This is a genomic window from Nonomuraea sp. 3N208, assembly GCF_052245935.1.
Lineage (GTDB): Bacteria > Actinomycetota > Actinomycetes > Streptosporangiales > Streptosporangiaceae > Nonomuraea.
The window spans coordinates 168,461-182,790 of the sequence record NZ_JBQQBR010000021.1 but is presented as its reverse complement, the minus strand read 5'-3'; the positions used below and the strand labels follow the sequence as shown (position 1 = coordinate 182,790).

General features: G+C 69.4%; 12 protein-coding genes. 3 read left to right on the top strand and 9 right to left on the bottom strand.

Annotation, left to right across the window (positions count from 1 at the left end; all coding sequences use genetic code 11):
- Window positions 1–30 precede the first annotated feature (30 nt).
- Window positions 31–1,647, bottom strand: coding sequence for an IS200/IS605 family accessory protein TnpB-related protein (locus tag ACTWPT_RS30410; protein ID WP_443180907.1), 1,617 nt, complete (start codon window positions 1,645–1,647; stop codon window positions 31–33).
- A complete protein-coding gene (locus tag ACTWPT_RS30405) occupies window positions 1,640–2,326 on the bottom strand; it encodes a LysR family transcriptional regulator (protein WP_443180906.1) in 687 nt (228 codons plus the stop codon). The genes ACTWPT_RS30410 and ACTWPT_RS30405 overlap by 8 nt, the downstream gene beginning before the upstream one ends.
- A 117-nt stretch (window positions 2,327–2,443) precedes the next feature.
- Between ACTWPT_RS30405 and ACTWPT_RS30400 the strand changes: the two genes are divergently transcribed.
- From ACTWPT_RS30400 to ACTWPT_RS30390, 3 genes are all read left to right on the top strand, one after another.
- Window positions 2,444–3,112, top strand: coding sequence for a dihydrofolate reductase family protein (locus tag ACTWPT_RS30400; RefSeq protein ID WP_443180905.1), 669 nt, complete (start codon window positions 2,444–2,446; stop codon window positions 3,110–3,112).
- Between the two features lie 101 nt (window positions 3,113–3,213).
- Window positions 3,214–3,885: a TetR family transcriptional regulator gene (locus ACTWPT_RS30395; protein WP_443180904.1), complete on the top strand. Its 672-nt coding sequence runs from the start codon at window positions 3,214–3,216 to the stop codon at window positions 3,883–3,885.
- A gap of 14 nt (window positions 3,886–3,899) precedes the next feature.
- Window positions 3,900–4,109: a hypothetical protein gene (locus tag ACTWPT_RS30390; RefSeq protein ID WP_443180903.1), complete on the top strand. Its 210-nt coding sequence runs from the start codon at window positions 3,900–3,902 to the stop codon at window positions 4,107–4,109.
- On the opposite strand, the gene ACTWPT_RS30385 is transcribed toward ACTWPT_RS30390, so the two are convergent.
- The 7 genes from ACTWPT_RS30385 to ACTWPT_RS30355 all read right to left on the bottom strand — a co-directional run bounded on the left by ACTWPT_RS30385 (window position 4,099) and on the right by ACTWPT_RS30355 (window position 14,162).
- The gene (locus tag ACTWPT_RS30385) at window positions 4,099–6,162 is read right to left on the bottom strand and encodes an outer membrane protein assembly factor BamB family protein (RefSeq protein ID WP_443180902.1); all 2,064 of its coding nucleotides are present in this window, start codon (window positions 6,160–6,162) and stop codon (window positions 4,099–4,101) included. The genes ACTWPT_RS30390 and ACTWPT_RS30385 overlap by 11 nt on opposite strands.
- A 100-nt stretch (window positions 6,163–6,262) precedes the next feature.
- Complete coding sequence (locus ACTWPT_RS30380; protein ID WP_443180901.1) at window positions 6,263–6,964, bottom strand: ABC transporter ATP-binding protein; 702 nt, start codon at window positions 6,962–6,964, stop codon at window positions 6,263–6,265.
- Window positions 6,961–8,745: a branched-chain amino acid ABC transporter ATP-binding protein/permease gene (locus tag ACTWPT_RS30375; RefSeq protein WP_443180900.1), complete on the bottom strand. Its 1,785-nt coding sequence runs from the start codon at window positions 8,743–8,745 to the stop codon at window positions 6,961–6,963. Before ACTWPT_RS30375 ends, ACTWPT_RS30380 begins: the two co-directional genes overlap by 4 nt.
- The gene (locus ACTWPT_RS30370) at window positions 8,742–9,611 is read right to left on the bottom strand and encodes a branched-chain amino acid ABC transporter permease (RefSeq protein WP_443180899.1); all 870 of its coding nucleotides are present in this window, start codon (window positions 9,609–9,611) and stop codon (window positions 8,742–8,744) included. The genes ACTWPT_RS30375 and ACTWPT_RS30370 overlap by 4 nt, the downstream gene beginning before the upstream one ends.
- Before the next feature lie 2 nt (window positions 9,612–9,613).
- Entirely contained in the window at window positions 9,614–10,756 is a 1,143-nt protein-coding gene (locus ACTWPT_RS30365) for an ABC transporter substrate-binding protein (RefSeq protein WP_443180898.1), read from the bottom strand.
- Window positions 10,757–10,854: 98 nt separating this feature from the next.
- Entirely contained in the window at window positions 10,855–12,717 is a 1,863-nt protein-coding gene (locus tag ACTWPT_RS30360) for a thiamine pyrophosphate-binding protein (protein WP_443180897.1), read from the bottom strand.
- Window positions 12,714–14,162 (bottom strand): aldehyde dehydrogenase family protein, encoded by a 1,449-nt coding sequence (locus ACTWPT_RS30355; protein ID WP_443180896.1) that lies wholly within the window; start codon window positions 14,160–14,162, stop codon window positions 12,714–12,716. The genes ACTWPT_RS30360 and ACTWPT_RS30355 overlap by 4 nt, the downstream gene beginning before the upstream one ends.
- Window positions 14,163–14,330 lie beyond the last annotated feature (168 nt).

Here is a 14,330-nt window from a genome sequence, read left to right as displayed (position 1 = left end):
GGGCCCCCGCCGGGGAGAAGTCCACCGTTCCTAAGGACTGAGCATGAGTTGCAGGTGCTCAGCCGAACGCCCCGAACGGTGTTGAGCGTTCTGGTCGCCCGCGTTCTCGCCGTATCCGGGCAGCGCGGATCGTGTCCGTGGTCCGGGCATACGGGGGCGGGGTCCCTCACACCCACGGGAGCCCGCTCGGGCCTGGGCGGTCCGATGCCCCTGCTCATCGCTCCGGTGAGCAGGGGGCGGTGCCGTCCGTCGCCGGATCGGGTGCCCGAGAGCGCGTCTACCGATCGCCACGGCGGCCGCGTCGTGACGAGTGGTCGCACGGGTCTTGCTGGTCAGTGGGGCCTGCCAGTGCTGGGCGCCCCACTGGGAGGTGTAGGCCGGGTCGGCGGCGATGATAGCGATACCGGTGGCCTCTGCCATCGCGGTCAGCCGGGCGCGCAGCCTGCCGGTGGGCATGCCCGCGATCAGCTTGCGGAAGCGTTTGCGGCGGCCGTGCTTCTCCCGGGTCTTCTCCGCCTGAAAGTCCAGGTCTTCGATGGCGATCGCTTGCACGCCGCAGGTCCGCGCCCAGTGCAGCAGCCGGGTCAGCGCGTGGCGGACCTGGGCGTCACGGTGCTCGGCATTCCCCCCGAGGTCGTAGGCGAAGCGGCGGGGATTGCCGACAGGGTTGCCGTGGACGTCGAGGCGCCAGGCGGCCAGGTGGTCGGCGTTGGTGTCCACGCCGATCACGCCGTGGGCGAGCGCGGCCGACATCGGCACAGTAGGGGCCGGTGGCGTCTGCCAGGAGGCAGTGATGTACCAGCGGCCGCGATCGGGGTCAAGGTGGATGCGGTAGGCCACGGCCCGGTTGGCCTCGATCCGATCGGCCCATTCGGTGCCCCGGTGCGCGAAGGCCACCCTGGAGGCGAGGACGTAGCGGCCGTGGGAGGCGTTGGCCAGGTGCGTCAGCGGGGCGGGCAGCCGGATCGACACCTGGCCGTCGGGGGTAATGCGGATGGTCTCGTTGCCGTAGCGCTTGCCGGACTCGCCGTCCGCGGCCAGGAACCAGCGTGCGGCCTGCCATTTCTGCCGCCATTCGGTCTCGGTCAGGCCGGCGGCGTCCAGGTGGTGCCGGGTGCGGGCCAGGCGTTTGCCGCCCCGCACGACGTGCACGATCCCGGCCTGCTGGTCGGCCTTCTCCCGCCGCAGCCGGTCGGTCAGCACGCGCAGGCGGCGGGACTTGGCGTGCCACTCCTGCCGCGAGCGGTACCCACCCGGCGCCTTCCGGGTCCCCTTCTCACCCACCGGAAGCGACAGCCGATGCCGGATGGCGGCGATCGCGGCTTCCAGGTCGGCGACGTGCGCGGCCTGGCAACGCCGGGCCAGCGCCCACTGATCGTGGCTGGCCTTGGTGATCGCCCCGGCCCACCGCGACGACGACAACCCGGTCAGCTCGCGTTTGCGCACCGCCCACCTCTGGTGGTCGTGCGCCAGCCCATCAGCGCACCGCGTCTTCACATCACCGCAGGCCAGCGCGCCCAGATGCGCGCCCACCAGGCGCAGCACCTGCTCGTCCTCGGCAGTGAGGTTCTTGAACCGGTCACGGACGGCCACCCCCGACGGACCGCCAGCGACGAACGGCGCCTCGATCGCGCGCAATTCACTCATGCGCGGCACCCTCCCGCTCGACGCCGGCACGGTCGATGGGCGGCGGGCCAAGCAAGCCTTCTTGCCGGCACAGCGTGATCAGCTCATTCTGGCACCGTTCGCAGCCGCCGATCCAGGCGGAGTGGCGATGGTTCGCGATGCTGTCGTCGGGTCGCTGGCTTACGAGGTAGATCGGGTCGTCGCCGATGTGGACGAGGCGAAATCCCTCTTCCTCGACCGGGGCGTCGGCGTACCGGAAGATGAGTGCGACATCGATCTCGCCCTGTCGCAGCATCTGTAACGCTTCGACCGGGTGACGCTCGATCAGGATCAGCTCGAGTCCCGGATACGCCTGGTCCAAGGCGGCGGCCGCCTTCGGCACGATCGTGCTCAGCATCGACGCGTTGGCGGCCAGGCGAACCCGCCCCGTCCGCAGACCGACCTGCGCGGCCAGCTCGTTGGTCGCCGCGTCAACCCGACCCACGATCTCGGTGGCCCGGTTGGCCAGCAGTCGCCCTTCCGGGGTCAATCGGATCCCACGGCCCACCCGCTGGACGAGCTTGACACCGGTGGCCGCTTCCAAGCGAGACAGGTGATGACTCACCGATGGCTGCGTGTAGTGCAGCTCCCTCGCTGCTTCGGTCACGGACCCATGTCGCGCCACCGCGGCCAGAACCTTGAGATGGACCAGGCTCAGCATAGAAAAAAGATATCAATGTGACCTTCGAAGGTTTGGCATTAGACGTCATCTATAGACCCGGCCATGCTCTCTGGTGAGGGCGCCGGACGGCGGCGCCGAACCGACTGAGGAGGCACGATGAGCAAGCTCAGGTGTCACATCTCGATCTCGCTGGACGGTTTCGTCGCCGGCCCGAACCAGAGCGAGGAGAACCCGCTCGGCGAGGGTGGCGAGCGGCTCCACGACTGGGTGGCTGCGCTGGCCGCCTTTCGCCGAGCCCACGGCGAGCAGGGCGGCGAGGTGAACGCGAGCACACCGGTATTCGAGGAGTCGATCGAGAACATCGGCGCCGGGGTGATGGGCAGGAACATGTTCGGCCCCATCGGCGGTGGTGCCTGGGGCGATGAGCAGTGGACGGGCTGGTGGGGTGACAACCCGCCCTACCACTACCCCGTGTTCATCCTCACCCATCACTCGCGTGATCCGGTGGAGATGGAGGGAGGGACCACGTACCACTTCGTCACCGACGGAATCGAATCCGCGCTCGAGCAGGCAAAGAAGGCCGCCGGCGGCAAGGACGTCATGCTGTGGGGCGGCGGCCACGTAGCTCAGCAGTACCTGGCAGCGGGACTTCTGGACGAGCTCGAGCTGCACGTCGTTCCGGTGTTGCTCGGTGGCGGTTCTCGCCTCCTCGACAACCTCGGGGACGCGGATGTGCGACTCGAGCAGGTCCGGGCCGTCGAGGCGCCCGGCGTCACCCACCTCAAGTACCGGATCTTGCCTCGTTCGACGCCTACGAGTTCGTGACACCCGGTACAACCAGTCGGCATCCGGCCCGCTGACGAACGCGATCGACTTTCTCTACGCGGAGTGGACCAACAAGGCGGTCGGGTTCGTAACATGACCACGTGACCGTCTCCGCCGCCTCCTCCCGTCCCCCGGCCGCCGAACGCCAGCGGGATGCCGAGCGCACCAAGGCGGAGATCCTCGAGGTCGCCCAGCAGGAATTCGCCCGCCACGGCTACGCGGGGGCGCGGGTGGACGAGATCGCTGCCCGCATTCGCACCACCAAGCGCATGATCTACTACTACTTCGGCGGCAAGGAGCGGCTCTACATCGCGGTCCTGGAGAAGGCCTACGCCGAGGTGCGCGCGATGGAGCGGACGATCGAGGTGGCGCATCTGGCCCCGGTTGAGGCCATCCGCACGCTGGCCGAGCTCACCTTCGACCACCACGACCTGCACCGCGACTTCATCAAGCTGGTCGCGATCGAGAACATCCACCACGCCGAGCACATCCGCAAGTCCGAGGCCCTGGCCAACCTCGGCACGCCCGTGCTCGACGTCATCTCACGCATCCTGGACGCCGGGCAGCATTCGGGTGACTTCGTCACCGAGGCCGACGCCATCGACGTGCACATGCTGATCAGCTCGTTTTGTTTCTTCCGGGTGGCCAACCAGCACACGTTCGGGGCGTTGTTCGGGCGTGACATGACCGCGCCGGAGCATCGCGACCGGTTGCGCCGGATGGTGGGGGACGCGGTCGTGGCCTACCTGCGCGGCGCGGGCACCGACACCTGATCCTTCCCGTCCGCTTGCCCGCCACCGGCACGCTCCTGGCGCTGGCCACCTGCGGCGTCGGCTACTTGGCCAGGCGATCGCACAGCATGCCCGGCATGTACTGCGCCTTCGACCGGTCAAGGGAGCTGGCCGGCGGCCCCCGGTTTGTGGTCGCCGGCCGCGACGCGCGGGTCCTGGAACGGTTCCCGCTGGTGGAGCCCGACATCGCCGTGATCAGCGAGTGACTTCGATCTTGCCGGTGGGCCGTGGGCTGTGGCTGTCGTTGAAGAAGTACTCCCCTGGCTTGGTGAAGGTGTACTGGAATGACTCCCCCGGCTTGAGCCGCACGTCGAAGAGACCCTCGAAGAACTGGGTGGCCCCGTGGACGTGGACGTTGTCAGCGGGGTTGACGAACGTGACCGTAGTGCCGACCGGCACCCGCAGATGGGTCGGGGCCATGGCGTTCACCGCCGTGGACTCGACCGTGCCGACCTGTCCATTCTCGTAGGTGCGGGCGAGCACGACGGTGTTGCTGACGGCGCTGCCGTCCACCGGGCCGCCGGAGACCGGGCGGCGGACCACGGGAGGGGGTGGGGTCGCGGCCGGAGGCACGGTTCCCTCCAGCTTGAAGGCCCACAGGTGGTCCCCGCGCGGGGCCGAGTTGCCGTACGGGATGCCGGTGCCGCCCGCATAGACGGCGATGTACTGCTCGCCGTCGATCTCGTACGAGATGGGGGAACTGCTGACGGCGGCACCCGTCTGCCAGCGCCACAGTTCCCGCCCGTCGCGGGCGTCCAGGCAGAGCAGATTGCCGTCCGGCTGGCCGATGAACAGCAGGTCGGTGGCGGTGGTGAGGATGCCGTTGCCGTGGGCCAGCGAGTAGGGCATGTTCTTCTTCCACCGCACCCGGTTCGTGCCCGGGTCCACCGCCACGACGCCGCCCGTCATGTACTCGCCGGGCGGCCGCAGCCCGTTGGACGCCTCGGTCAGGGAGTGGGCGGCGGCCACGTAGCCGAAGCCGGTGTACACCAGGCGGGTGCTGTGGCTGTAGGACTGGTGGTTCCAATCGGCACCGCCGCCGTGCCCGGGGATGGTGAGGATCGGTTCGTCCCAGTGCGGCGTGTAGAGCGAGCCGATCTTGTAATTGGGGACGGCCCGGTGCGGGAGGCCGGGGATCTCGGTGCCGAGCGGCTGCCACACCGGCGTGAGCTCGGTCCAGCCGCCCTGGCGCGGGAACGGCTGGGTGGGCCAGGTCTTCTGCCGGGGCTCCTGCGGCACGGGCAGTTCGTCGATGCCCAGCGGGGCCGAGCCGTCGGCGCGGTCGAGGATGTAGTACATGCCGGTCTTGCTGCCGTACACGACGAGTTTGCGCATCCGGCCGTGCACGCTGGCGTCGACCAGGACCGGCGCCATGACGTTGTCCATGTCCCAGATGTCGTGGTGGATGGACTGGAAGTGCCAACGGTAGGCGCCGGTCTTCAGGTCCATGGCCACGATCGAGTTGGCGAACAGGTTCTGGCCGCCGCGCTGCGAGCCGTCCTGGGACGAGCGGCTGCCCCGGGCGTTGCCGAACGTCCAGTAGACCAGGCCCAGCTCGGGGTCGATGGCGCAGTGCATCCACGGCGTGGCCCCGCCGGTCTGCCAGGAGTCGCCCTCCCAGGTGTCGCCGCCGACCTGGCCGGGGCTCGCCGTGCCCCAGAAGTGCCAGACCAGGTCGCCGTTGTCGGCGTTGAAGGCGAGCGCGGCGCCGCGCGGGCCATCGTTGGTGCCGCAGTAGAGCATGCCTTCGTGGTAGATGACGGCGACCTTCTCCAGGTTGCCGTAGCCGTTGTGCTGCCGCTCCCAGACCACCTGGCCGGTCTTCTGGTCGAGGGCGATCAGCCAGTTGTCGTTGCCGCACGTGAAGACCTTGCCGGCGCCGACCGCCACGCCGCGTCTGGTGAGCGGGCCGCGGGTCTGCTCGTACTTCCACTTGACGGCGCCGGTGCGGCCGTCCACGGCGACGACGTTGCCCAGCGCCGACTCGACGTAGAGGACGCCGTCCACCGCCACGGCCGTGCTCTGGCTGTTGCCCGCCATGAGCCCACCCTCGATGTGGTTGACCCACGCGCCCCGCATCCGCTTGATGTTGCCGCGGTGCAGCCTGCGCAGCTCGCTGTAGTTCTGGTTCGCGAGGTTCCCGCCGACCTTGGGGAAGTTCTTGTGAGAGCGGCCGGTGGCGGCGGCCTCTCCGGCGCCGGTGCCCGCGAGCGTGACGGCGGCGACGGCGCCCATGAGCAATTCTCTGCGACGGACCATGACGACTCCTTGCTGGTCCACTGAGTGGACCAATCGATCCGATTTGCCGGAAAAGAACGGCAGGCCGAAGGCCGCCCAGGCGGCGGACCCGGGCGGCCGGTTACAGGCCGAGGTAGATGCGCCGGACTTGGGGATCGTCGCGGAGCTCGGCCGAGGTGCCGGTGGCGGCGATCTCGCCGTTCTCCATCACCAGGCAGGTGGTGGTGACGTCGAACGTCAGCTTGGCGTTCTGCTCGACGAGCAGGATCGCGAGCCCGTCGGCGTTGAGCCGTTTGAGCACTGCGGCGATTTCGGCGACGAGGATCGGCGACAGCCCCATCGACGGCTCGTCCAGCAGCATCACCTTGGGGCGGCACATCAGCGCCCGGCCGACCGCCAGCATCTGCTGCTGGCCGCCGGACAGTGCCCCGGCCAGGCGATGGCGCATCTCGCGCAGCACCGGGAAGATGTCGTACACCTCGTCGATGGGCGTGCGTTTCCAGCTGCCGGCATAGGCGCCGAGCAGGAGGTTCTTCTCGACGCTGAGGCCGGGGAAGACGTGCCGTCCTTCCGGCACGTACCCGATGCCGTGCCTTACCAGGGTGTGCGCGGGCGCGCGGGCGAGGTCGTGTTCGCCGAAGCGGATGGCGGTGGCCTGCCGCGGCGCCAGGCCCATGACGGCCTTGAGGGTGGAGGTCTTACCGGCTCCGTTGGCGCCGATGATCCCGAGCGACTGGCCCGGCTCGACGGTGAAGGAGACGCCGTGGGCGGCGCGGACGCCGCCGTAGTGGACCGAGAGGTTCTCGACGGTGAGCGTGCTCATCGGGTGGCCTCCTCGGCGGTGGCTTCGGTGGGGGCGGCCATCGAGTCGCCGAGGTAGGCGGTGACCACGTCCGGGTGCACGGCGACCTCGGCAGGCGGGCCATCGGCGATGACTCCCCCGCCGGACAGGACGGTGACTTGTTCGCACAGCGACATGACCAGGCTCATGTTGTGCTCGATGATCACGACGGTGACGCCGGAGTCCCTGATGGAGCGGACGATCTCGCCGAGCCGGCGCACCTCCTCACCGTTCATTCCGGCGGCGGGCTCGTCCAGCAGGAGCAGGTTCGGGGACATGGCCATGGCGCGGGCCAGCTCGATGCGGCGCTGAATCCCGTACGGCAGCGAGCGCGGTTCGGCGTCGGCGACCTCGGTGAGCCCGAACCGCTCGATGAGCTCCTCGGCCCGCGCGCGTAGTGCCCGCTCGTAGCCCAGCACCTTCCACGGCAGGCTCGGGTAGCGCCAGATCCAGGTGGTCGGCGTGCGGTCCAGGCCGAGCAGGATGTTCTCGCGCACGCTGAGATCTTCAAAAAGGCGCAGGTTCTGGAAGGTCCGCGCGACGCCCTGCTGCGACAGCCGGTACGGCGCGATCCCGGTCACGTCACGCCCGCGCAGGAGGATCGAACCCTGGGTGGGGGTGTAGAAGCCGCTGATGACGTTGAACAGTGTGGTCTTGCCGGAGCCGTTGGGGCCGACGATGCCGCGGATCTGCCCGGTGGGCACGGTGAGGGACACCTCGTCGAGCGCGACCAGGCCCTTGAAGCGCTTGGTCACGTCCCGGACGTCCAGCATGTCACCCGGTGCGGCAGGAGGTGCGGGCTCGTACGGCCGGAAAGGGCCAAGCTGGGCGCGCGAGCCGTTGCCGCGCCGGCGCAGCAGCTGCCGGGGCAGGCCCGCGAGCCCCTTGGGCGCGAACACCACCACGAGCACGACCACGAGGCCGTAGCCGAGCTGAGCGTAGGCCGAGGCGTCCAGCAGCGCCTCCCTGACCAGCGCGAGCGCGACGGCGCCTACGACGCAGCCCAGGATGCTGCTGCGTCCGCCGATGATCACCATGGCCAGGAGCAGGAACATGTTGGCGATGTTGAACGACTCGGGCGCGACGAAGCGGATGAGCCCCGCGTACAGCACACCGGCGACGCCGCCGTACAGGCCGGACAGGATGAAGGCGGTCATGCGCAGCAGCGGGATCTCCGCGCCGAGCGCGCCGGCCGCCAGGTCGTCGTCACGCATCGCCCGCAGCCGGCGCCCCAGCGGAGAGTGGGTGACCAGCAGGGCGAAGGCCAGGGCGAGGGCGAAGACGATCAGCTCGACGTAGTAGAAGAGGTAGCCGCTGGACAGGTCGATGCCGAACATCGGCGGGACGGGGATGTCGCTGATGCCTTCCGCCCGGCCGGCGACGTGGGCGTTGGTGACCCAGTTGGTGAAGGCCAGCGCCAAGCCCAGCGTGACGATCCCCAAATAGTGGGACTGCATGCGCAGTGCGGGGATCCCCACGAGCGCGCCGAACACCAGGGCGGCGACCAGCGCCAGCACGGCCGCGGTCCAGAAGCCGAAACCCGCCTGCGTGGTGAGGATGGCCACCGTGTAGGCGCCGACGCCGAAGAAGGCGACCTGAGCCAGGTTGATCTGCCCGGCCACGCCCATGGTCAGGCCGAGGCCGATGGCCAGGATCGCGAAGATGATGGCGACGTCGGCGACGTGCATCGAGTAGCCGCCTAGACCGTAGGGCAGCAGCCAGGCGGCGACCGCCGCGGGGATGAGCCAGGCCAGTCGTCTCATGCGCGGTTCACCGTCGCCTCTCCGAAAATGCCGGTCGGCCGGATCATGACCACGACGGCGAAGACCAGGAACGTGACCAGCTCGGAGTACTCCTGGAAGTTGCCGGCGGCGAAGGCGTCGAGCAGCCCGAAGGCCAGGCCGCCGACGATCGCGCCGGGCATGCTGCCGAAGCCGCCCAGCATGGCGGCGGCGAAGCCCTTGATACCGAGCGTGCCGCCCATGGTCGGGTTGACGTACAGCATGGGTCCCACGAGGCTGCCCGCCAGTGCCGCCAGCCCGGCTCCGATGGCGAAGGCCAGCGCGTTGCTGCGGCCGACGTGGATGCCGACCGCGGTGGCGGCCTGGTGGTCCATGGCGACCGCCTGCATGGCCGCGCCGCGCTTGGTGCGCTGCAGGAACAGCGCCAGCAGTCCGGTGGCCGCCGCGGCGACGGCGATGACGAGCAGGTTGTACGTGGGGATGCGGATGCCCCCGAGGTCGATCGGCTCGGTCGCGACCGGCGAGGGGACGGCGTGGCCGGTCGCTCCCCAGATGAGCACCGCGCCCGCTTCCAGGACCGCGCCGAAGCCGATCGTGCCGATCAGCATCAGCGTGAAGTCCTTGTTCTCCAGCGGGCGTAGGAAGCGCTCGATCACCAGGCCGATCAGGCCGGTGACCGCGATGGCCACGACGGTCGCGACGGCGAACGGCAGCTGGGTGGCCAGGTAGAACGTGGACGCGGCGTACGCGCCGATCATCACCACGCTGCCGTGGGCGAAGTTGACCAGGCCCATGGTGCGGTAGACGATCGAGAATCCCATGGCCACCAGCGCGTACACCGCTCCGAAGGTGATCCCGCCGATCAGGGTCTGGAGGAATACCTGCACGTTCAGCTCGCGGCCTCGGGAACGACCTTGCCGTCCTTGACCAGGCCGATCTTGGTTTCGTGGATGCCGACGCCGTTGGCGTCGAAGTTGTAGGTGCCGAGGAGCCCGGCGCGCTTGACGCCGCGGATGGCGTCGGCCAGCTTCTGGCCGCCTTCGCCGTTGGTCTGCTTGAGCGCCTCGATGAGGATGGACGCGCCGTCGTAGGCCTTGGCGACGTGCATGCGGGCGTCCTCGTTGTAGGCGGCCTTGTACTTGGCCGCGAACTGCTTGATCTGGTCGCTGGCGTCGTTGCTGAGGTAGGGCGAGCTGACGATGGAGCCCTCGGCGTTCTTCAGACCGGCCGTGGTGGCGTACACGTCGGTGCCCATCGGGGCGCCGCCGGCGAAGGCCGCCTTGATGCCGAGCTCGCGTGCCTGCTTGGCGATCAGCCCGGACTGAACCTCCTCGGCGCCGATGAACAGCACCTCCGGGTCCTGCTCGCGGATCTTGGCGAGGTTGGAGTTGAAGTCCTTCTGGTCCGGGGTCACGACCTCGTCGGCGAGCGGTGTGACGTTCCTGGTCTTGAGCGCGGCCAGGAACGCGTCGTGCTCGCCGCTGCCGTAGGCGCCGTTGTTGCTGATCACCGCGATCTTCTTGCGGCCCTTGTCGTCGACGAGGTATTTGGCGAGCGTCTCGTCGAAGGTGACGCTCGTGGGCGCGTTGAGGAACAGGAACGGGCTCTTCAGCTCGGCCAGCTTGGGCGACTGACCCGAGGTGATGTTCGGGATCTTGGCATCCTTCAGGATGGGGGCCATGGCCAGGGTGACCGCGCTCTCCGCGGTGCCGAGCATCGCGACGTAGCCCTCGCTGACGATCTTCCTGGCCACATTGGTGCCGACGGTCGGGTCGCCCTGGCTGTCGAACAGGTCGAGCTGAATCTGCCTCCCGTTGATCCCGCCAGCCTTGTTCACCTCATCGATGGCCAGTTTGACGCCTTTGTGCTCCCACTGGCCGAGCGAGCTGAGCTGGCCGCTTTGGGCGTTGGCGTTCGCGATCTTGATGGGGCCGGTTGCGCCGGCTCCGGACTGGGATGACTGGCCGGGCGGGGCGCAGGCGGCGAGTGCTATCAGCGCCGCCGCGGCGATGGAGAATCTCGCGAAGGACACGGTTCACCTCGGGGGATGCGTGAGTGTTAATTCACGGACTAGTACGTTCGTTATAGGCCGACAGGACACGGTTTGGGAATATCGAACGTGCAACGGTTTCAGCTGCCGAAAAAACCTTGGTAGATGTCCTTGATGTTCCAGTGGCCGGGGGTGGGCACCGGTTCGTTCACCATCGGAACGTCGATCACGGCGGGACGCCGGTTCGCGACAGCCGCGCGGAGAGCCGCGCCGAACTCGGCCGGTGTGGAAACGGTGTGGCCGTCGGCGCCGCACGCCACGGCGAGCGCGGCGAAGTCGGGGCTGTAGGGCCGTCCGGCGGCGTCGGTGAAGTCGCAGCCGTGGCTGCGGCCGAAGTAGGCCGACTGCAGGTCGGAGATCGTCCCGTGCGACCGGTTGTTCATCACGACGAAGACGACCGGCGCACCCTGCTCCACCGCGAGAGGCACCGCCGGCAACTGCGCGCTCATGCCGCCGTCGCCGATGAGCGCCACCACCGTCCTGTCCGGCTGCGCAAGCTGCACCCCCACAGCCGCGGCCGGGCCGAATCCCATCGTGGAGGCGCCGCCAGGAGTGATGAAACGCCCTTCGGGCGGCAGCTCGTAGCACTGGGCCACGCCGTTCTTGTTCCAGCCGACGTCGGTGACCAGGACCGCGTCGGCCGGGATCGAGGAGCGCAGGTCGGCCAGGATGCGCTCGGGCCGCAGCGGGAAGTCCTCGCTGAGGCCGCGCTCCCTGCTCGCGGCGAACAACCCGGACCTGGCTTCGTGGATCTGCTTGCGCAGCTCCGGCCGGCTGCGGGCCGCGTGCGATTTGGCGGCGTCGGCCAGCGCCTTGACCGCGAGTCCCACGTCGGCCACCGCGCCGATCTCGGCGGGGTAGTTGCGGCCGATCTCGGCGGGATCGATGTCGATCTGGATGAGTCTCCCGCTCTCGCCGAGTCGCCACGTGTAGCGAGGGTCCCACGAGCTCGCGTCGGTCTCGGCGAAACGGGTGGCCAGGGCGAGCACCACGTCGGCCTCCCGGGCGTAGGCGTTCGTCAGCTCCAGTCCCCAGAAGCCGGGCATGCCCAGCACCAGTGGGTGAGCATCTGGGACGGCGCCCTTGGCCATGAGTGAGTGGGCGATCGGGATGTCCAGGTGCTCGGCGAGCGCGAGCAGCGCCGCAGTGCTTGACTTCGCCGGGCCCGCGACAGTGCTTGATGTCGCCGGGTCCACGACAGGGCCCAATGTCGCCGGGTCTGCGATGGCGTCCTCGCGGAGCCCGCCGCCGAGGTAGATGAGGGGCCGGTCGGCGGTGGCCAGCGTCGCGGCGATCAGCTCTGCGGTGGCCTCCGGCAGGTCGGGAGGCGCCGCGTGGCTGATCGGCGGGTACGGCGCCGCGGGCCGGGAGAAGACGTCCATCGGCACGTTGACGAGCACGGCTCCGGGGCGTCCCGACCTCGCCGTCCAGAAGGCCCGCTCGACGGCCCTGCCCAGGTCCTCGGCCCGGTGCACATTCCAGGCCCGCTTGACGAACGGGCGGAAGATCGACGCCTGGTCGGCGTCGGCGTGCAGGTTGATCTCCTGGTGCGGGTGGCGGCCGTGGTAGTAGGAGGGCACGTCCCCGGAGATCACCACCAGGGGCACCGAGTCGAGCGCTGCGGTCATGACGCCGGTGGTGGCGTTGGTCAGGCCGGGTCCGACGTGCACCAGCAGCACGCCCGGCTTGCCGCGGGCGCGGGCGTAGCCGTCGGCGGCGTGCGCGGCGGCCTGCTCGTGGCGGGCGATGACGAAGCGGATCGAGCTGTCGGCCAGCGCGTCGAGCACGGCGATGTTGGTGTGGCCGCAGGTGCCGAAGACGTACTCGACGCCGAGGTCCTCGAGCTGGGCGACCAGGGCGTGGGCGGCGGTGTTGCGGCCTCCTTCGCCGGCCTCAACACCAAGGTGACTGTACATATTGGTGCCCTCACTACGTTCGGTCACTGATCTCCCCAGATGGTGAGGCCTCTGAGCATGAGGGTCTTGGTGACGGTGAAGTCCTCGATCATCCAGCGAGGCGATTCGCGGCCGATGCCCGAATCCTTCACGCCGCCGAACGGGACGTGGTCGAGGCGGAAGTTGGAGGAGCCGTTGACCACCAGGCCGCCGACCTCCAGCTCGCGCCAGGCGGTGACGATGCGGCGCACGTCGTGGGTGAACAGCCCGGCCTGCAGCCCGTACGTGCTGCGGTTGCACTCCTCGAGCACATCGTCGAAGCCGTCATAGGGCAGCACGGCGACCAGCGCGCCGAACACCTCCTCCCGGACGACCTTGGCATCACGGGGCGGCGCGACCACGACGGTGGGCGCCATCACCGCTCCGGCACGGGTGCCGCCCGCGGTGACCGTCGCCCCCGCCCTGGCCGCTTCGGCCGTCCACTGCACGACGCGTTCGGCGGCGTTGTCGTCCACCATCGAACCGACGTCGGTCGCCGGGTCGAGAGGGTCGCCCACGGCCAGCGCCTTGACCTCGGCGGTCAGCGCGTCGGCGAACTCGTCGAACCGGCTGCGCTGAACGTAGACACGCTGGACCGAGATGCAGCTCTGCCCGGAGTTGCTGTAGCCGGTGCGGGCGCAGATCCGCGCCGCCTCCCCGATGTCGGCGTCCTCGCAGACGATGGTCGCGGCGTTGCCGCCGAGCTCCAGGAGGACCCGCTTCGGCCCGGCGGCGCGCGCGACGGCGCGCCCGGCCGTGACGCCGCCGGTGAAGCTCACCACGGCGATCTCCGGCGCCGCGCACAACCGCGCGCCCACGTCGCCGCCGCCGTGCAGGACCTGCACGGCCTCAACCGGCATCCCCGCCTCCAGCAGCAGCTCCACCAGCGCCGTGGAGACGGCCGGGGCCTGCGGCGGCGGCTTGACGATGGTGGTGTTGCCCGCGGCGAAGGACGCGGCGAGCTTGTGCGCCAGCAGGTTCGCGGGCGCGTTGAACGGCGTGATCGCCAGTACGGGCCCCGCGGGGGCACGCTGGGTGAACGCAGTGTTGCCGACCCCGCGACCCCAGCCCGCAACCGGCAGAACCTCGCCGCCGATCGTCCTGGCCTCGGCGGCGGCGACGGACAGGGTGTCGGCCACCCGGACGATCTCGCCACGCCCGTCCTTGAGCGGCTTGCCCAGTTCGAGCGCCAGCAGCCGGGCTAACTCCTCCGCGTGGGCGGTGATCGCGGCGGCGGCGCCTTCCAAGATGCCGGCCCGCGTGGCGGGGGCCAGCCGCGCGACATGCTTGGCCGCCTGCTTGGCGTAGGCGAGAGCTGCCGCGATGTCATGATCCTGAGCGGTTCGAGCGCGGCTGACGGTCTGCCGGAGGTAGGGGCCGAGGCGGTCGGCATGCGGACCATCGGTCAGCCATTCGCCGGCGACCAGGCAGCCGGTCTCGGGGATTGTCTTCATCACGGCTCCGCTGTGTGGTTCGTGTGAACCGCAGTGTGGAACGCCGTATGGCATTCTGGCAAGAGGAGAATCCACACAGTGGAGCATATGGACCGCTAAATGGACTCGGTGTTAGCGTGCGGACCACGTGAGAAGGTGAGCACCGAGTGCACCTTCGACTTCCTAGTG